Raw genomic sequence first — 17,810 nt, 5'->3', positions numbered from 1 at the left:
CCTATTTTTCTATAAAAAAAAGACCCCCATATACCGATATACGGAGGTCGAATTTGTAAATTTTATAACACTATATTGTTAAATCATAGCATTATTTTGTTAAAAACTAGGCATTTGAACCTATTTCTTTTTTCTCATCATATCAAAGTAGGAAACAGGTTGATTCACCTTCATTTTTACACGCTGTAACGGGTGACGGGCTGCATCGATCACGTTGCCGTCTTCATCCTGCAATTCCCCAACTACCTGTTTGAAAAAGTGGCCGCCCGGACCGAAAAATTCGATTTCCTGTCCTGGCTTGAAATGATTGCGCTGTTGAATGGTCGCCATTCCTGTAGTCGCATCATAGTCCATAACCAATCCGGCAAAGTCGAAAGGTACCGCTTTTTCTTCCGGTTCATAGATGTGATCCTCATGATCCGGTGTATCATAGAAAAATCCGGTATTCAGTGGACGATTCGCTGCCTTGTTCATTTCCTCTACCCACTCAGGCTTCAATACATAGTTCTCCGGGTCAGCCATATAAGAATCGATGGCTTGACGATATACGTTAACCACGGTAGCCACATAGTGAATGGACTTCATGCGTCCCTCGATTTTGAAACTATCCACACCGACATCAATCAGCTCAGGAATATGCCCAATCATGCACAGATCCTTCGAACCCATGGAAAAAGAATTGTCCTGCTCCTGGAATAGGGGCAGCTGGTTCTCTCCCAATTTGAATGGTGCAGGTGCCTGCATTTGCATTTCTTCTTCGCTGACCCACACGGTATCTTCGCGGGCATCTTCAAACAGATCATACTTCCAGCGGCAGGATTGGCAGCAGCCACCCCGGTTGGAGTCCCGATCCGTAAAATGGTTGGACAACACACAACGTCCGGAATATGACGAGCACATCGCTCCATGAATAAAAGCTTCGATCTCGATATCCACATTGGCCTTGATTTCTTCAATTTCTTCAAAGCTGGTCTCACGTCCGAGAACGACGCGTGGGAGCCCTTCATCCTTCCAGAACTTCACAGCTTGCCAGTTCAGAGTGGATTGTTGTGTGCTCAAATGCACTTCCAGCCCCGGTACGGCACGCTGAGCCACTTCAATAATTGCGGGATCTGCTACGATAATCGCTGCAATTCCTGCATCATACAAGTTTTGCAAATATGCTTGAATGCCTTCGATATCCTCATTATGCGCATAAATATTGGTTGCCACGAAAACCTTGGCTCCATATTTTTTGGCAAATTCCACACCTTCACGCATTTCCTCAAAGCTAAAGTTATCCGCGTTGGAACGCAATCCGTATGCCTGTCCACCGATATACACAGCATCTGCACCATAATGGATAGCAAATTTAAGCTTTTCCAGATTGCCCGCCGGAGCAAGTAGCTCCGGTTTGTCCAGACGGTTACGTTTACCCGAGAACTTCCGCTGTACCGCCACTGTTTCCATGTTGTTCACCTCGTCTATTAATACACCTGTTCTTTATAGAAAAATCCAAACGACAATTCCCGCTCAGGGTCCTGCAATTGACGCACCTCGTCCAGCCATTCTTCACAAAATACATAAGCATCGGCATCAGCTGCATAACTGTCCAGAGCTATACGGTATGCACGTACAACAGCTTCGTTATACGCAAGCGGTTTTAATATGCCTTCGATTTTGAAGCTGTGTACACCAGCCTCCATCAACAGATGAAGATCCTCAAGAATACAGATATCCTCCGAGCTCATGATGTGAGTTCCGTTCACATCTTCATAGATCGGGAATTTCTCATCCCGCCGTTCGGCCTCAATCAGAAATAAACCACGCTCTTTACCCAAATGCCCTTCTACTGGGCGCCCCTGATGGGACATATAACTTTGCACCAGACTCCGTTTGGAATGATAAATGTTCGTCATGCCATGTACCTGCACCTGAGCTTCCACCTTCAGAAATGGAACCATCTCTGTCAGCTCGTCCATATTCAGCTCCCGAGCAAGCACAACTCGACTCGCGCCTTTGGTTCCCCAGTAGTTGGCTGTTGCATAGTTGGTCGATGTCATCTCAGCGTTCCAGTGCAGCTGGATATGGGGAGCAAACTCCTTAATAGCGGCGAGCACAGATGGGTCGTTGAACTCCACCCCATGCACACCGATTTTACCCAATGCTTGAACATATTCAGGTAATTCCTTTAGCAGCTCGTTGGACATCAGATTGTTCATGGACACGTATACACGAGCCTGATGTTTCGCTGCAATGGCAGCGACCTCTGCTGTTTCATCTAAACTGAAGCTTCCGGGAAGACGCATGCCGAAGCGATCATCCCCAATTAACAAAGCATCTGCTCCTGCTCGGAGCAGCACCTCTGCTTCTTTCACATTTGCCGCCGTAACGAGCAGTTCATGTTTCGTACTCATATACATCCCCTCCGCTTATTGCGCAGCCTTACTTTTGGCTATATTTTGCTGATGTTCCTTATACGTTTTGGCAAACAGATGTCCAAAAGTACCGTCCTTCTTGGTCACATAGAACAGGTAATCCGAAGCTTCCGGTTCCAACGCTGCCTCAATGGATGCCAGACTTGGACTAGCAATCGGTCCTGGTGGCAGCCCTTTGTTCAGATACGTATTATAGGGGCTCTGTACCTTCAGATCCTTGAAAAGCAATCTTGCCTTCGGCTTATCCAATAAATACTGTACTGTCGCGTCGATCTCCAGTTTCATATTCTGCTTGATCCGATTATAGACCACACCTGCAACAAGCGCCCGTTCCTGATCTACCACGACTTCTCTCTCGACAAGCGATGCGATCGTTAATACTTCATGCAAAGACAGGTTTCTCTCCTTGAGTTTGGACGCCAAATCAGGGATAGAATCAACCTTGGTCTGGAATTCCTCAAGCATTCGCTGCATGACCTCTTGAGTAGAACTTCCCTCTTTGAGCTCATACGTCTCCGGGAACAGGTACCCCTCCAGCACATATCGCAGTTCTTCATCCACTGGAATGTCCTTGATAATGTCGATATCAAAAGCAGATGGATCATTCGCAAGCTTGATAAATTCCTCACGATCTACAATTCCTTCAGCAGATAGTTTGTCTGCCATTTGTAATACTGTATATCCCTCAGGAATCGTAAACTTGACCATGGATTCAGGCACAACTTCACCGTTACTCAGCTTAGTAATAATCTCATCGTATGACACACCTGGATTTAAGGAATATGTACCTGCCATAAAATTCGATCCCTGTTTCTTCCATTTCAGGTATCCCTTAAAAGCTAAACCACTCCGAATCAGACCTTCCTGCTCCAACTGGTCCGCAATTTTGGAAGTCCCTGACCCGCTCTTGATCTCGAAAACGATCGGTTCTGTGGATGCTTGTACCGGACGCATCATGTTCCAGACATATACGCCTGCGCCTCCGGCAACCACCACGATGATAAGCAGAAAGATTAGTATCGCTTTTCCTTTCAAAAAAGACACAACTCCTTTACACAACCAAAAAGAGCGGACTTCTCCGCCCTTCCGGTTTCTTCAATTTGAAGCTGATTCATCAATCTTCGTCAATGGGGAGTGTACACTCATCATACAATTCTGAGATGTTCTCCCACTCATCATCATCGTCAATCGTAACTAATTCCGGCATGATCTGGCCTTCACTTCCCGGTAAAACCCGCAAAAGTTCAACTTCGTCATAAGGACGTAATGAACTGCGGAGCACCGCATACTGCTGGCCCTTCACTTCAAACTCAGCCAGCAGGTCATACGGATGCGATTTACCGTTCTCTTCTTCCAGCTCAACGTGAGCACCAAAAGCCAGACGCAGCGAATCTGTCCATTTCAAGTCTTCGCGGCTGTATTCTGTCATTTAGTTCGCTTCCTCTTCATCTTCTGCAAGAAATGTATTAAACGTCTCCTCGACGATATCCCATTCGGCATCATCTTGGATGACGAAAAGTTTAATATCGTCGCCCTCTTCTTCATAACGGAATGCATAGACATCCGTCTCTCCATCTTCGGGTTCAACCGGAGCAACCATCATGTACTTGGCCTCCGAACCGTCCACTTCGAATTTCATGATGACTTCGAATTCCTCTTCATTACCCTCGTCATCCGCAATGTAAATAATCTCCGATTCTTCTTCCATACCCAGTTGATCTTCAGCCATTGTTGATCCCCCTCACCTTTTACTATTGGCATCCAAATAATTTTGCAAAATCAAGCTTGCGGCCATTTTGTCCACAACCTGCTTGCGTTTTTTGCGACTGACATCCGCTTCAAGCAACGTTCGTTCTGCTGCCATGGTTGTCAGTCGTTCATCCCAAAGGTGAACAGGTAAATTCAGTTCGCCCCGCAGGCGTTCGGCAAAAGCGATGCATATTTCACCACGCGGCCCTACGGTGCCGTTCATGTTTTTGGGAAGTCCGACAACAATCTCGCCGATCTCATGCTCACGCACAAGCTCCGCAATCCGAGCGAACTCACCTTCATCCCGGCGGCGTTCAAGTACTTCCAATCCCTGGGCAGTCCAACCGAAGGCGTCACTAGCGGCAACTCCGATTCTTCGGTCCCCATAATCCAAACCTAATATTTTCATCCATGCTCTCCCATCCTCAAGCCTGCTCAGGTCGAACCATATTCGCCTTCTCAAGCTTCAGGCTGTCTTCTGTCGGTTCATTTCCCGCTGCCTGCATAGCTGCATCACAGCGGAAGCGATGTACATTACCGGTGATTGGCCAGATAAGAACGAACAAGCTCTTCAATCAGCTCATCGCGCTCTTTTTTACGGACCAGACTGCGTGCATTGTTGTGACGAGGGATGTATGCGGGGTCTCCAGAAATCAGATACCCGACAATCTGGTTAATAGGATTATACTCCTTATCCACCAGTGCATCATATACCGTGAGAAGAATCTCTTTGGAGGATGCTTCCTGCTCGTCGGCTTTCACATTAAATTTAACCGTCTTATCCATGGAGTCCATTGATGACACCTCGCTCCTGCATGAACATGGGGACCATGTCCTGCCGAATTGATTTCTGCTTATATAATAACATATTCTGACTGCCACAAGTAAACAAAGGATAAGCCAATTGTGTTTTTTGCTTGTCCTTTACTGGCTTCAGCATATTGCATCATTCAGTTCCACTCGCTCTCGGGTACAAAAGTTGGACGGGAAGAAGCCTCCCGATCCAACCTCCATATAAACGAACAGAACCATTTCGAACTATATTTTGGCGTTTGAAAGCCACTCGTTCGATTTATGCAGTATGCCCGCTAACCAATGAAACCGCCAGTTTCAACGCTTCATCCAGCTTGCTTGCGTCCTTGCCTCCGGCTTGCGCCATATCAGGACGTCCGCCACCTCCGCCGCCGCATACTGCCGCAACTTCCTTGACGATTTTACCTGCATGCAGCCCTTGTTTTACTTGTTCAGCAGGTACAGCTACAACGAAATTCACTTTGCCGTCCGCTGGAGCACCCAATACGAGTACCGCGTTAGGCAATTTTACTTTCAACTCATCTGCCACTGTACGCAGTGCATCCATGTTCGGAGCATCTACGCGCGCTGCCAGCAATTGTGTATTTCCTGCTTGTACTACTTGATCAGTCAATTGACCAGCTTCCATGGCACTCAGCTTACTTTGTAAGGATTCAGTCTCTCTGGCCGCTTCTTTCAGTTGCAGGTTCAGACCTTCAATCCGTTTAGGTACATCAGCCACATTTGCTTTGAGCAGTGCTGCTGATTGCTTGAGCAGTTCCAACTGGCTTTCCACATAAAGATACGCGCCACGGCCAGTCACAGCTTCGATCCGACGTACGCCGGAGCCGATTCCGCTCTCGCTCACCAGCTTGAAGATACCGATCTCTGATGTATTGTTTACGTGACAGCCGCCACAAAGTTCCAAACTATAGTCTCCGACTTGTACTACACGTACGATATCCCCGTATTTTTCACCGAACAGTGCCATTGCGCCCATTTCTTTGGCTTCATCAATAGCTTTCAGTTCAATGTTTACGTTCAGACGATTCCAGATCTGTTCGTTCACCTGACGCTCGATCTCCGTTAATTCTTCCGGCGTAATGCTGCCGAAGTGCGAGAAGTCAAAGCGCAGACGTTGAGGCTCTACGAGTGATCCTGCCTGATTGACATGCGTTCCGAGCACATCTTTGAGCGCTTTGTGCAGCAAATGGGTTGCGGTATGGTTTTTGATAATATCGCCACGTTTGGATGCATCCACTTCAGCTTTAATCACATCACCTACACGCAGTTCACCGGACTCTACCGTCACCAGATGTACATGCTGTCCCAGCGGAGCTTTGAACAGGCCCTGCACTTTCGCCGTTACACTGGCTCCGCGCAGCAAGCCCTGATCACTCACTTGTCCGCCACTTTCTGCATAGAACGGAGTCTTGTCAAGGATGACCTGGCATGTCTGTCCTTCGCTTACGGAGTCTACCAATGCGTCACCAGCAACGATGGCTACCACTTTTGCTTCCGTCAACAGGTCATTATAACCAACAAACTCGCTTTTAACCTCCAGATCAGCAAGTGGTCCACCTTGAACTTTCATGCTCTCGTTCTCTTGACGCCCTGCACGTCCTAGCTCACGCTGCTTCTGCATGGAAGCATCAAAACCTTCGCGATCTACCGTCAGACCATGCTCTGCTGCATAATCTTCTGTCAGGTCAAACGGGAAACCGTACGTATCATACAGTTTGAACGCTTCAGGCCCGCTAATAACCGTACGTCCTTCGGACTTGGCTGTGCCGCTGATATCCGCAAGAATAGCCAGACCATCTGTGAGTGTTTCGTGGAAACGTTCTTCCTCGGTTTTGATCACTTTGGCGATAAACTCCTGTTTGTCCACGACTTCCGGGTAGTACATCCCCATCACTTCACCAACAGTCGTTGTCAGTTCATACAGGAATGGACGGTCAAGTCCCAGTACTTTTCCGTAACGTACGGCACGACGGAGCAAACGGCGAATGACATATCCGCGTCCTTCATTGCTTGGCAGAACGCCATCACCTACAGCAAAAGCAACGGTACGGATATGATCGGCAATGACTTTCAGTGCAACGTCAATCTCTACGCTGTCGTTATATTTCACACCCGCAAGAGCGGCTGTTCTCTGAATCATTGGTTGAAACAGGTCTGTGTCGAAGTTGGAATCCACATTTTGCAGAATGGAAGCAAAACGCTCCAAACCTGCACCTGTATCAATATTTTTATTAGGAAGCGGTGTGTAGCTACCGTCCTTGTTATGGTTGAACTGGGAGAATACCAGATTCCATACTTCCAGATAACGTTCGTTTTCCCCACCTGGATACATTTCAGGATCACTCATGTCGTTTCCATAAGCTTCGCCGCGGTCATAGAAGATCTCGGTACAAGGCCCACACGGGCCTTCGCCGATATCCCAGAAGTTTTCATCCAATTTAATGATACGCTCAGCAGGTAGTCCCACTTTTTCGTTCCACAGTTTGAATGCTTCCTCATCTTCCGGATATACCGTAACGGACAGGCGCTCCGGATCGAATCCGATCCACTCTTTGCTGGTCAAGAATTCCCACGCCCATGTTACGGTCTCTTCCTTGAAGTAATCTCCAATAGAGAAGTTGCCGAGCATTTCGAAGAACGTATGGTGACGACGCGTTTTACCGACATTTTCAATATCATTTGTACGAATACATTTTTGGGAGTTGGCGAGACGCGGGTTCTCCGGTTTCTCCCGACCGTCAAAATACGGTTTCAACGGCGCCATACCTGCATTGATCCAAAGAAGGGATGGATCATTATGAGGTACAAGCGATGCGCTTGGCTCGATTTTGTGACCTTTACTTGCAAAAAACTCTATCCACTTGGACCGGATTTCACTGGCTTTCATACTGGATGCCCCCATTAAATTATAATAGTCCGTTGCGTATTCGCTCCGGTTGGTCAACATTGTTTTTGTAAAAAGAAACACAAAAAACGCCCCTGAATAATCAGGGACGATGTTATCGCGGTACCACCCTGGTTATTGCTGTTCATCCGCAGATAAACAAACAATCTCCTCGTTGATGCGAAATAACGGTCGCTCCCGGCAGGGTTGTCCTGCACTCCGAAATCAGCTTTCCGCCGCTTCAACTTTCAAGACTCTTCCAGCCATCGGGCTCAGATTACATCTGATCCGAAGAAGTCTATTCTCTGAGGAAAGGAACCCTCGGCGTACTTCATTTCATCATCGATTTCTTGTTCTAAACATACCCCTCCATTATATCGATATGCCTATATGGTGTCAACGCACCCTTTTGGATCAGACTGTTGCTGTGATCAGTCCGTTCTTCGTTTGATGTAATAGGCAAAAAAGTGCTGCACAATGACTTTCAGAACAGCAAAAACCGGCACCGCAAGAATAAGACCTACTATGCCCGCCAGTTCGCCTCCCACTAGGAGCGCGAAGATAATCGACAACGGATGCAAATGCAGCGTCCGCCCTACCACCTGAGGGGAGATGACGTTGCTCTCCAGGACCTGGCACAGTGTGTTCACAATGACAACGAAGAGCACCATTTTGAACGATACCGTAGAAGCCATCACCACCGCAGGAGCTGCTCCCAGAAACGGGCCAAGATAAGGCACGATGTTAAATACAGCGACAATGCTGGCGAGCAGCAGTGCATAAGGCATATCAATGACGATGTAACCGATATACGCAAAGATGCCCACAATCACACAGACGATAAATTGTCCGCGAATATAGTTTCCCAAGGCCGTATCTATCTCTTTCATCACCGAAACAATGGCCTTACGCCGTGAGCGGGGCAGGTACGCCACAATCGTACGCTCGAATACCTCAAAATCTTTTAACATATAGAAAATGAGAAATGGCACGATAAACACGTTGAACAATACATTAATGGTTGTCCCGATATTATCCATCAGCTTCGTGATGCCTTGGGTCAGCCGATCCTCCATCTGGAAAAACCAGCTGTTCATACCTGTGCGCACACTTGGCGGCATTAATTTGTGATCCATATTGTTCATCAGACTCTGGGCACGCATCGACAGCTCAGGCATATGCTCGTTGAGTTCCTCCAACTGTTCAATCAACACCGGAATGACATTCATCAGGATGACTGCGATGCAGGTGAGGAAAAAAGCATAGATTAACAGCACGGCAATGGTTCGAGGGACTTTGCGCCCTCCCAGCATGCTTACAATCGGATTGAGCACATAGGATATGATGAGGGCCACGATAAATGGTGCCAGCACTGTTTTCAAAAATCCATATATATGAAGCAGCAATGGCCGCAGCAGCCAGATAAAGTACAGAATAATCAATCCGAGTAGCAGCCAGATGGCATAACGGAACAGCTTGTTTTTGGTTAATTGCTCCACTTGCATCTCTCCCTTTTGGACTGGCTCTGAAAGTCAGTATATGTAAGGAAGGGAATATTTATTAACGCACAAAAAAAGCGCCCCCTTCATGATGAAGGAGACGCATCTTGTGATCCGGGTTAGCATATATTCATACAAGTTCCCTTGAACCACTATGTAACCGCAGCTATATACAACTGTCATCATTTTATGACAGCATTCAATGACAGTCTTTGTCATGAAACCGCATATAGAAGAAGTTATGCTGCTTATTAAGAAGAAGCATGAAGATGAGGGAAGTCTTGCGGCAGCTCTTCCCCGAAGAACAGATCATCGAGGGAACTGAGCGTGCCGTCTTCTTCCACTTGGTATACAGACATTTTCTCACCGTTCACTGTTAATTCGATAAAGCATCCCCAGCAATAAAACTGGTGGGAACCAATTTTCCCAATATCTTTGGAACTACAGTTTGGACATTTCATATTCATTCACCTATCCATTAACAGAATGAATGGCATTTTCCAAGCGCTGTTCACTCAGCGGCGGCACCATAATGGCACTTTCCCCAATAGACATATCGCTTGTACATGGCAGCCATTTGCGGCCCTCAATCAAATCGGACACAAAACCGTCCGTAATTTCAATCCCTATTATTGTATTTCCCAACTCCTGGTCAAAATAAACATCAGAGACACGTCCAAGCAGCAAACCTTCTTCGGTGAGCACGGACATCTCCTTCAATTTAGACTGGCCGAGGAGGTACGTGTGTTTTATGTCGTCGGCTCCCGTTTTGCGGACAGCCTGTTGATTACGGATCATGACGGCATCTTCGCCGTAGGCAACGATATCTTGCCACTGCACGATTTTGACATGACTGGTAAACAGGCCTTTGTTTTCAAGTTCAATGCCTTCAATTTTCCAATCGTCATTCACAATGAAATCCTGGATTTTACCGACCTGCTTCCCATCCTCAACGTCAAAAACGGCAAGTCCGATCATTTCCTGAAGCTTCATCGCAGGGTCCCCCTCATCTTCTTATCATTAAATAGTCGCGGCGCTATTGCTAGGTATGCCCAAAGTTGATGAGTGGCAATCAGACGCCGACCATCAAAACCGCTTCTATCCAACCGATGAAATGGAACTTCTTCCCTCCTTCTGTTCCATGTGCAAAGAGCCCCTTAGGCTCTATTACGCAGTCGCCCCAGAATGGTTCCAATTTTTTCGGCGGTTATCATGATTTCTTCCGTAGTATTACCCAACCCCCAGCTAAAACGAATCGCGGAATCCAAAAATGTCTCGGACAGCTTCATCGCTTTGAGCACATGGGATACTTCGAGGGAACCGGAAGTACAGGCCGAACCACTCGCAACTGCGATGCCTTCCATATCCAGATTCATGAGCATCGTCTCTGTGGATACTTCCGGAAAGCTGATGTTCAAGATATTAGGCAACGTAAATTCCGGATGTCCGTTGACGTGAAAATGCTCCGACCCTACATGCTGCTCCAGTTGTTCCAGAAGTAATGATCGCAATGCCAGGTCATGTTCACGGCGCGCCTCCGCCTGTTCTCCTGATATTTTCAACGCCTCCGCAAAGCCAGTGATCCCCGCAATATTCTCGGTACCTGCACGTCTTTGCCGTTCCTGAAGGCCACCATGAGATCTCGCTTCCAACACAATTCCGCGCCGTACGTAGAGTGCACCCACGCCTTGAGGACCATTAATTTTATGAGCAGAGAAGCTGATCATATCCACAGGCAGTTCCTTGCAGGAAATTTCCTGAGTGCCAAGAGCCTGAACTGCATCGGTATGGAACAAAATATCATGTTGACGAGCCAACTCACCAATTTCGCGGATGGGCTGAATCGTGCCAACTTCATTATTAGCGTACATCATGGTGATCAGCACTGTATCTGGCCGGATAGCATCTTTCAGCTCTTCCAGACGTATTCTTCCGTATTCATCTACAGGCAAATAGGTCACGTCATAGCCTTGCCGCTCCAGTTCCTGACAAGTATGCAGTACCGCATGATGTTCAACAGATGTTGTAATGATGTGCCGTCCCCGTTCTTTTCTCGCTGAAACTGCGCCAAATATCGCCAGATTGTCACTTTCCGTGCCGCCTCCGGTAAAGACGAGTTCATCTGGGAAGCAATCCAAAGACGCCGCAATGACATCCCTTGCTCCACTGACGGTACGTTTGGCTTCACGCCCAAAGGCATGAATACTTGATGCATTGCCGTATTGCCCTGTCATCACTTTCATCATCGCTTCCGCGACTTGTGGGTGCATAGGTGTCGATGCGGCGTGATCCAAATATATTCTTTTCATTGATTTCACCCCGTTATATGTTGGACTTCCATCTTTTCATGTTGTGTAATTGAAAATTTAAACCAATGCTATTGTGTCGCATCTTCGTGTATAATGTTTAATATCCATTCAAAAAGGAGAGATCGGCATGAGTGACCAGGTTCTCAGTCAAATTCTGAATCAGCTTCAACAAATGGACAAGCGTTTTGACAACATCGATGGACGGCTTGAAAAGATTGAAGACAGGCTTGATACCGTGGATGGCAGGTTGGATACCATGGATAGCAGGCTTGGTACCATGGATCGCAGGCTGGATACCATAGATGGCAGACTTGACGCCATCGAGGAACAAACCAAAACCATTCCTCTGCTCCAGCAGACCGTTCTGGAGACACTGGAAGTTACCAAACGTCTTGAAGCTTCACAGATCACGTTTGAACGTAAAGTAAATGCCGAATTGAACACCCATCAGCACAGCATTGATATTTTGAACCGTCGTCAATTGCGTATGGAAGCAGATATAGAAGCACTCAAGCGTCGCTAGATTCTCGAATTTCTGACTACATTATTCCGGAAGGGAAACCTCCAAAACGGTTTCTTCTTCAGCACATGATTACATAAATCCTGTTCATCACAGGCTATTCTAGAATTAGAAGAATCACAATGTAGCTTGTTGCACGGCTAAAGCCCCCAATATGGGGGCTTTAGTGTGTCATCTGAGATGTTCATCATCAACTATGTTAGATATAGAACATATAGCTGTCTTTTTGTTCCTGATCCTGGAATGTAATCAGATCCTTCAGCGTTGTTGAATCCAGTACTTCTGCAATGCTATCACGGATGCGCAACCACAAGTCGCGCTTCGCCGGATCATCTTCCTCCGTGAAATCTACTGGGGAGATTGGACCTTCCAGTACACGAATCACATCCCCTGCCGTTACGGTAGCAGGATCGCCTGCCAGAATGTAACCGCCGTAGGCGCCACGGATACTTTTGACCAGTCCTGCATTACGCAGGGGAGCGATCAATTGCTCCAGATAATGCTCCGAGAGCTGGTTGCGCTCGGCAATACTTTTCAAAGATGTCGGGCCTTCGCCTGTTCTGGCTGCCAGCTCCATCATGATTGTGAGCCCATAACGGCCCTTTGTCGATATTTTCAAAGGAGTCACCTCTTTCCATTTTCGAAAAAACAAGTTGTGAAACATAAAATAACAGGATGTGGTCCAAGACCGTCTTTCCAGGATCCGCCACAGCGGGATATGAAAAATACAGGCCTAGTCCTGCTAATCCTCCGTATTCCGATCATAACCCTCAGCTAATGTTAACATATCTGCATGCTTTATGGAAAAGAAAGATTGACGAAATTCCAAAATGTGCGCCTGTGGTGGACACTATCCAAAATTGGCCGGGTGTATCGTAACTTGAGTCCGGTTATGCTAGAATAGAAACGAAACACATTTATATAGAGAAATGGTGATAACGATGTCCAAAACAATTGAAAATACACGGGTCGTCGTTGGCATGTCCGGGGGTGTCGATTCTTCCGTCACCGCACTGCTGCTAAAGGAGCAGGGTTACGATGTCATCGGCATTTTCATGAAAAACTGGGATGACACGGACGAGTTCGGCCACTGTACCGCTGAAGAAGATTCAGAGGACGTACGCCGGGTTTGCGAACAGATCGGCATTCCTTACTACACTGTCAACTTCGAGAAAGAATACTTTGATAAAGTATTTTCCTATTTCCTTGATGAATATAAGTCGGGTCGAACTCCGAATCCGGATGTCATGTGTAATCGTGAGATCAAATTCGGCGAATTCCTGAACAAAGCACTGGATCTCGGCGCTGACTATGTGGCTACAGGCCACTATGCTCGCCTCATTGAAGAAGATGGAACGTTCAAACTGCTGCGCGGTGTGGACAGTAACAAAGACCAAACATACTTCCTCAATGCACTGAATCAGAACCAGCTGTCCAAAGCCATGTTCCCGATTGGTCATCTGCCTAAACCGGAAGTGCGCAAGATTGCAGAAGCGGCTGGCCTGTACACCGCGAAGAAAAAAGATAGCACAGGTGTGTGCTTCATCGGCGAGCGCAACTTCAAAGAGTTCCTGAGCAACTATCTCCCTGCCAAAGGCGGAGACATGGTTGATATTGCAACCGGAGAAGTGAAGGGCCGTCATGATGGTCTGATGTACTATACGCTTGGACAGCGTCAGGGTCTCGGCATTGGCGGTTCCGGTAATGGTGAACCCTGGTTCGTGGCAGACAAGGATCTGGAGAAAAATCAACTGCTTGTCGTTCAAGGCGATGCACATGCAAGCCTGTATTCAACCGGTCTGACTGCAACAGGTGTAAACTGGATCGCAGGTGCAGCACACATGCCTAACGTACCATTCCGTTGTACCGCCAAATTCCGCTATCGTCAGCCGGATCAGGGTGTAACCTTGACATGGCAGGAAGATGGCAGCGTGGATGTACAGTTTGACCAACAGCAAAAAGCGATCACGCCTGGTCAAGCCGTTGTGTTTTATGATGGAGATGTGTGTCTCGGCGGGGGCACGATTGATCAGGTTCAAAAAGTGCCTGTACCGGCGCTGTAATAGATTCAATGACAGAAATGAATCCATCCCCATATGGATTTTGCACAATACCCTGTATTCCTATAACAAAAGCCATCTTTCATGTATACCATGACGGATGGCTTTTTTCCTTCTTTTTCCTGCAAAAAAAATAATTATCTTCACTTATGCAGCCAGCCACACTCCTGCAAAAGAGGCCGCAACCCCCAGCAGTACCGAACTGGTGACGTATATAACTGCTCTTGAGTAACGTTCCTGCCCAAGCAGACCAAGGGTTTCATATCCAAACGTAGAGAATGTGGTATACGCTCCGCAAAATCCAGTACCCACTATCACCCAGACTGCGTCCGGGATTGAAGCTGACTGATGCCAGCCATAGAGCAGTCCAAGTAACAGAGAACCACTGATATTAATGACCCATGTCCCCCATGGGAAGGCCGTTCCGAGTGAACCGGATATGCATCGACCCAAACTGTAGCGAAGCACCGCACCCAGCATTCCTGCAAGACCAATCCAGATGATCAAGGTGCAACACCGTCCTGCGTCGGTTTACCCAGCATTCGCTGACCAACCTTAATCCCCAATACACACAGTAATAACCCTGCGAGTATACTCACAACGAGGTATATAACAGCCTTCCCCCACATTCCTCCTTCAGATAAACGGACCACATCGAGAGTAAAGGTGGAGAAGGTGGTGAAGGCCCCGGTAAACCCCGTTCCAATCGCAAGACGAAGTTGAGGCGTTATTTTACCTGGAACAGCTATGGTGAAAAACCAACCCAAAAACAGGCTCCCGATGGCGTTGATCAGCAGCACTGCCCAAGGAAAGCCTTCATTGGCTGCTGGCATCCATAACTGTATCCCATATCGGCATAATGTACCCAAAATTCCGCCGATTCCAATATAGAAAATTTCTTTCATTGTTCAAGCATCTCCCGGGTCATCGATCTTACAGTTCTCTGCGCCGCTGCTGGTTTAGACGAATCTTGGATTCATTGCCTTGTTCCGTTGCTTCATAGAAAATGCGGATTGTAATATGAAGTGCGACACCTACTGGAAATAAATAAAAAAGGGCCCATAGCCGGATCGTGTAGAATGAGGTTCCTACACCACATTCACACAAGGAGAATCCACCATGAGCTACACACATCTTAGCATAATTGAGCGCAGCAAGCTAGAAATCCTCCGTCGACAATGTCAAATTTCAAGAGCCATCGCAAAAGAATTAGGAAGGCATCCTTCGACGATTTGTCGTGAATTGGATCCTGCTACTTCATCGAAACCCTATCATGCAGAGCAGGCTAAAAGCGCTTATGAGGAGCGTCGTAAAGCTTCGATCTCACTTGGTAAATGGTCCGAAGCCATACGACATGATTGATGACGCCGTCGTGATTCGTATCGGAGAAAACCAAGTCTCCCTTCTGCAACTGATCATTGGACACCAGCGTACCTACCTGCGATTTCTGTCTTGATGAGCGGGGCAGATCGAAGCCGTTTTGCTTGAAGACATACTGCGTGAATGAGGAACAATCGAATTCGTCCGTTCTTCCGGAAGGTGCACCAAACTGGTAGCGAACGCCTAAAAATTGTTTCCCTGTCGAGATGACCCGATCCGCCACGGAGCTGCCGGGTACGGAAGCCGCGTGAACCGGATGGGTCGGCAGCATCATGCTTCTGGAAAAAGCAATGGAGAGACACAAGCCGATCTGGGTCATTTTCACAGAAAATTCTCATTTTTAGCTGTTACACTCATGAACAAAACCGAATCAACATGGACAGTATGAGCAGTTGATGCCGGTGGTTTCTATGACGGTAAAGGAGGATGGGCAAATGGAACAGTATACGTATAATTAGGAGGGCTTGATCCAGCCGCTCATGAGCCCGGGAAGATGGATGTTAAACAAAGTCCTGCAAGTCACCATTTTTTTGGACCATTAAAATCTTGGCAACGACCGTTGGGGATACGGCAGCGGACCTGCTGAACCAATGTGGGAGAAACAACGAAGACTTCCTTAAACTTGGATCTGGATGAATATTTTATTTAGAGAGAATGAAATATAACAAAGTTGTGGGAAACCACTTTAAAGAAAGGAAATTATATATGCAAGAAAACCAAAATAAAATGATAATTTTACTTAACAAAGTGCCCCAAGTGACAATTTTCTTTTGGATCATCAAAATTTTATGTACTACTGTTGGTGAAACATTTGCTGACTTCATCAATTTCAACATTGGACTTGGTTTAACTCTTACTACCATTACTATGGGAGTTGCATTCTTTATTGCATTGTTTTTTCAACTTAAAGCAAACAAGTATGTTCCAGCCATTTACTGGGTAACCGTTGTTCTTATAAGTGTATTTGGAACACTGGTAACGGATAATTTGACAGATAATATAAGCATACCACTTGAGGTTAGTACAACTGTTTTCTCGGTGCTACTAGGACTGACTTTTCTATTTTGGTATCTTAGTGAAAAAACACTATCGATCCACTCGATTTTCACTAAAAAAAGAGAAGTTTTCTACTGGCTTACGATCCTTTTCACCTTTGCACTTGGAACTGCAGTCGGCGACTTATATTCAGAACAACTTGGTTTTGGTTATCTTAACACAGGAATAGGCGTTGTTATTATTATTGCTCTTGTGTTCTTAGCTTATAAATTTTTGAAACTTGACGGGGTATTAGCTTTCTGGATTGCATATATTTTAACTCGTCCGCTTGGAGCGTCACTTGGAGATTACCTATCTCAACCAAAAGTAAATGGCGGATTAGGACTCGGGACAACCGTTACGAGTGTCATTTTTCTTATCGCTATTTTAGCGATCATCGTTTTCCTTACCGTTTCAAAAATTGATACAAATGCTAAAAGTGATAAAGCGGGAACAAATCAAAGTAATGCAAATAAGAAACATGTGCTAACACAAACGATTGTTGTACTCGTAATTTTCTTAGTTGTTGGTATAGGTGGTTATAACTGGCGCAGTAATTATATTGCATCACAAGGTGCTGCTGAGCAAGCTTCGTTAGGAGGTGAATTAAACGATTTTGTTAATAATGAAAATGATATGCTAAACGCTATAAATAAAAACGACTTTGCTACAGCAAAAAAAGGCGCTGATAATTTGGAACATCAATGGGATACACAAGAACCTAAGCTTCGAAAAATGGATAGCACTACATGGACGAAAATTGATGGAACAATAGATGTTGTATTAGCAGCAGTTCGTTCATCAAATCCTGATGTAAACAAGTGTAAAACAGCACTTAACAATTCACTTAGTACCATAAACGCAGCAAATAAATAATAATCTTAGGAATCGCCAACCGCGATTCCTTTTAATATGGAACTTTTATTAAACTAAATTCAGTTAAGAATATCCCTTCACAACATCGATAAATTAACATACTTCATTTGCTAAAATATTAAAAAATGCGTTTTGAAAAAGGGTTATGGAAACGTAATGGGCATCTTTAAGATGATCAGGCACATCGCCGGTGATCCCCTTGCGGACGTCTCCCCAAGCCCTGTCCAAAGCTGTATATGCCGTGTTTGATTTAGGACCGGGTATC

The 17,810-nt window shown here is 46.2% G+C and carries 21 protein-coding genes and 2 pseudogenes; 5 read left to right on the top strand and 18 right to left on the bottom strand.

What is annotated here, in order from left to right; genetic code table 11:
* Positions 1-120: 120 nt before the first annotated feature.
* From HW560_RS12615 to HW560_RS12560, 12 genes are all read right to left on the bottom strand, one after another.
* Positions 121-1,449 carry a peptidase U32 family protein gene (locus HW560_RS12615; protein WP_090903953.1) on the bottom strand — a complete coding sequence of 443 codons (1,329 nt, stop codon included), beginning with the start codon at positions 1,447-1,449 and terminating at the stop codon, positions 121-123.
* Between the two features lie 17 nt (positions 1,450-1,466).
* Positions 1,467-2,396, bottom strand: a complete 930-nt coding sequence (locus HW560_RS12610) for a peptidase U32 family protein (protein ID WP_179263276.1) — start codon at positions 2,394-2,396, stop codon at positions 1,467-1,469.
* 15 nt (positions 2,397-2,411) lie between these two features.
* Positions 2,412-3,452, bottom strand: a complete 1,041-nt coding sequence (mltG, locus tag HW560_RS12605; RefSeq protein WP_257031873.1) for an endolytic transglycosylase MltG — start codon at positions 3,450-3,452, stop codon at positions 2,412-2,414.
* A 79-nt stretch (positions 3,453-3,531) separates the two neighbouring features.
* On the bottom strand, positions 3,532-3,846 hold the full coding sequence (locus HW560_RS12600) for a DUF1292 domain-containing protein (protein ID WP_024633076.1): 315 nt from the start codon (positions 3,844-3,846) through the stop codon (positions 3,532-3,534).
* Entirely contained in the window at positions 3,847-4,146 is a 300-nt protein-coding gene (locus tag HW560_RS12595; RefSeq protein WP_024633075.1) for a DUF1292 domain-containing protein, read from the bottom strand.
* Between the two features lie 12 nt (positions 4,147-4,158).
* The gene (gene ruvX / locus HW560_RS12590; protein ID WP_076287768.1) at positions 4,159-4,575 is read right to left on the bottom strand and encodes a Holliday junction resolvase RuvX; all 417 of its coding nucleotides are present in this window, start codon (positions 4,573-4,575) and stop codon (positions 4,159-4,161) included.
* A gap of 125 nt (positions 4,576-4,700) precedes the next feature.
* A complete protein-coding gene (locus HW560_RS12585; RefSeq protein WP_024633073.1) occupies positions 4,701-4,961 on the bottom strand; it encodes an IreB family regulatory phosphoprotein in 261 nt (86 codons plus the stop codon).
* A 277-nt stretch (positions 4,962-5,238) separates the two neighbouring features.
* A complete protein-coding gene (gene alaS, locus HW560_RS12580) occupies positions 5,239-7,869 on the bottom strand; it encodes an alanine--tRNA ligase (RefSeq protein WP_090903955.1) in 2,631 nt (876 codons plus the stop codon).
* A gap of 428 nt (positions 7,870-8,297) precedes the next feature.
* Complete coding sequence (locus HW560_RS12575) at positions 8,298-9,365, bottom strand: AI-2E family transporter (RefSeq protein ID WP_110001984.1); 1,068 nt, start codon at positions 9,363-9,365, stop codon at positions 8,298-8,300.
* Between the two features lie 251 nt (positions 9,366-9,616).
* A complete protein-coding gene (locus HW560_RS12570; protein ID WP_024633070.1) occupies positions 9,617-9,826 on the bottom strand; it encodes a hypothetical protein in 210 nt (69 codons plus the stop codon).
* A 10-nt stretch (positions 9,827-9,836) separates the two neighbouring features.
* Complete coding sequence (locus HW560_RS12565; protein WP_024633069.1) at positions 9,837-10,358, bottom strand: PRC-barrel domain-containing protein; 522 nt, start codon at positions 10,356-10,358, stop codon at positions 9,837-9,839.
* A 164-nt stretch (positions 10,359-10,522) separates the two neighbouring features.
* On the bottom strand, positions 10,523-11,674 hold the full coding sequence (locus HW560_RS12560) for a cysteine desulfurase family protein (RefSeq protein ID WP_090903957.1): 1,152 nt from the start codon (positions 11,672-11,674) through the stop codon (positions 10,523-10,525).
* Positions 11,675-11,801: 127 nt separating this feature from the next.
* Here HW560_RS12560 and HW560_RS12555 point away from each other — a divergent pair, with 127 nt between their 5' ends.
* Positions 11,802-12,197: a hypothetical protein gene (locus HW560_RS12555; protein WP_179263274.1), complete on the top strand. Its 396-nt coding sequence runs from the start codon at positions 11,802-11,804 to the stop codon at positions 12,195-12,197.
* A 196-nt stretch (positions 12,198-12,393) separates the two neighbouring features.
* Here HW560_RS12555 and cymR read toward each other — a convergent pair whose 3' ends face one another.
* Positions 12,394-12,813: a cysteine metabolism transcriptional regulator CymR gene (cymR, locus tag HW560_RS12550; RefSeq protein WP_076287765.1), complete on the bottom strand. Its 420-nt coding sequence runs from the start codon at positions 12,811-12,813 to the stop codon at positions 12,394-12,396.
* Between the two features lie 322 nt (positions 12,814-13,135).
* Here cymR and mnmA point away from each other — a divergent pair, with 322 nt between their 5' ends.
* Complete coding sequence (gene mnmA, locus HW560_RS12545) at positions 13,136-14,257, top strand: tRNA 2-thiouridine(34) synthase MnmA (protein WP_076287764.1); 1,122 nt, start codon at positions 13,136-13,138, stop codon at positions 14,255-14,257.
* A gap of 144 nt (positions 14,258-14,401) precedes the next feature.
* Here the strand turns inward: mnmA and crcB (HW560_RS12540) are convergent, their stop codons facing one another.
* From crcB (HW560_RS12540) to HW560_RS12530, 3 genes are read right to left on the bottom strand one after another with little or no spacing between them, the layout of a single operon-like run.
* Positions 14,402-14,761 carry a fluoride efflux transporter CrcB gene (gene crcB / locus HW560_RS12540; protein WP_090903959.1) on the bottom strand — a complete coding sequence of 120 codons (360 nt, stop codon included), beginning with the start codon at positions 14,759-14,761 and terminating at the stop codon, positions 14,402-14,404.
* Positions 14,758-15,159: a fluoride efflux transporter CrcB gene (crcB, locus tag HW560_RS12535; protein WP_090903960.1), complete on the bottom strand. Its 402-nt coding sequence runs from the start codon at positions 15,157-15,159 to the stop codon at positions 14,758-14,760. The genes crcB (HW560_RS12540) and crcB (HW560_RS12535) overlap by 4 nt, the downstream gene beginning before the upstream one ends.
* Positions 15,160-15,187: 28 nt before the next feature.
* Complete coding sequence (locus tag HW560_RS12530) at positions 15,188-15,361, bottom strand: hypothetical protein (protein WP_179263272.1); 174 nt, start codon at positions 15,359-15,361, stop codon at positions 15,188-15,190.
* A 12-nt stretch (positions 15,362-15,373) separates the two neighbouring features.
* Between HW560_RS12530 and HW560_RS12525 the strand changes: the two genes are divergently transcribed.
* The gene (locus HW560_RS12525; RefSeq protein WP_256222376.1) at positions 15,374-15,616 is read left to right on the top strand and encodes a helix-turn-helix domain-containing protein; all 243 of its coding nucleotides are present in this window, start codon (positions 15,374-15,376) and stop codon (positions 15,614-15,616) included.
* Here the strand turns inward: HW560_RS12525 and HW560_RS12520 are convergent.
* The gene (locus HW560_RS12520; RefSeq protein ID WP_090904028.1) at positions 15,540-15,953 is read right to left on the bottom strand and encodes a C40 family peptidase; all 414 of its coding nucleotides are present in this window, start codon (positions 15,951-15,953) and stop codon (positions 15,540-15,542) included. The genes HW560_RS12525 and HW560_RS12520 overlap by 77 nt on opposite strands.
* Positions 15,954-16,165: 212 nt before the next feature.
* On the opposite strand from HW560_RS12520, the pseudogene HW560_RS33805 reads away from it, so the two are divergent.
* Positions 16,166-16,270: pseudogene (locus HW560_RS33805) on the top strand (hypothetical protein); the annotation flags it as partial.
* Positions 16,271-16,339: 69 nt separating this feature from the next.
* Positions 16,340-17,101 (top strand): annotated as a pseudogene (locus HW560_RS33800) (hypothetical protein); the annotation flags it as partial.
* A 537-nt stretch (positions 17,102-17,638) separates the two neighbouring features.
* On the opposite strand, the gene HW560_RS33795 reads toward HW560_RS33800, so the two are convergent.
* Positions 17,639-17,773, bottom strand: coding sequence for a hypothetical protein (locus HW560_RS33795; protein ID WP_256222378.1), 135 nt, complete (start codon positions 17,771-17,773; stop codon positions 17,639-17,641).
* Positions 17,774-17,810: the final 37 nt, after the last annotated feature.

The sequence above is a fragment of the Paenibacillus sp. E222 genome (assembly GCF_013401555.1).
Lineage (GTDB): Bacteria > Bacillota > Bacilli > Paenibacillales > Paenibacillaceae > Paenibacillus.
This window is presented reverse-complemented; position numbering and strand designations above follow the sequence as displayed.

Bases quoted from the DNA above. Each gene is read 5' to 3' on its own strand.
- ruvX (WP_076287768.1), bottom strand. From the start codon at position 4,575: ATGAAAATATTAGGTTTGGATTATGGGGACCGAAGAATCGGAGTTGCC.
- crcB (WP_090903960.1), bottom strand. From the start codon at position 15,159: ATGAAAGAAATTTTCTATATTGGAATCGGCGGAATTTTGGGTACATTA.
- HW560_RS12595 (WP_024633075.1), bottom strand. From the start codon at position 4,146: ATGGCTGAAGATCAACTGGGTATGGAAGAAGAATCGGAGATTATTTAC.
- HW560_RS12555 (WP_179263274.1), top strand. From the start codon at position 11,802: ATGAGTGACCAGGTTCTCAGTCAAATTCTGAATCAGCTTCAACAAATG.
- HW560_RS12520 (WP_090904028.1), bottom strand. From the start codon at position 15,953: ATGACCCAGATCGGCTTGTGTCTCTCCATTGCTTTTTCCAGAAGCATG.
- HW560_RS12600 (WP_024633076.1), bottom strand. From the start codon at position 3,846: ATGACAGAATACAGCCGCGAAGACTTGAAATGGACAGATTCGCTGCGT.
- HW560_RS12560 (WP_090903957.1), bottom strand. From the start codon at position 11,674: ATGAAAAGAATATATTTGGATCACGCCGCATCGACACCTATGCACCCA.
- alaS (WP_090903955.1), bottom strand. From the start codon at position 7,869: ATGAAAGCCAGTGAAATCCGGTCCAAGTGGATAGAGTTTTTTGCAAGT.
- HW560_RS12610 (WP_179263276.1), bottom strand. From the start codon at position 2,396: ATGAGTACGAAACATGAACTGCTCGTTACGGCGGCAAATGTGAAAGAA.
- HW560_RS12585 (WP_024633073.1), bottom strand. From the start codon at position 4,961: ATGGACTCCATGGATAAGACGGTTAAATTTAATGTGAAAGCCGACGAG.
- HW560_RS12565 (WP_024633069.1), bottom strand. From the start codon at position 10,358: ATGAAGCTTCAGGAAATGATCGGACTTGCCGTTTTTGACGTTGAGGAT.
- HW560_RS12615 (WP_090903953.1), bottom strand. From the start codon at position 1,449: ATGGAAACAGTGGCGGTACAGCGGAAGTTCTCGGGTAAACGTAACCGT.
- HW560_RS12570 (WP_024633070.1), bottom strand. From the start codon at position 9,826: ATGAAATGTCCAAACTGTAGTTCCAAAGATATTGGGAAAATTGGTTCC.
- mnmA (WP_076287764.1), top strand. From the start codon at position 13,136: ATGTCCAAAACAATTGAAAATACACGGGTCGTCGTTGGCATGTCCGGG.
- HW560_RS12525 (WP_256222376.1), top strand. From the start codon at position 15,374: ATGAGCTACACACATCTTAGCATAATTGAGCGCAGCAAGCTAGAAATC.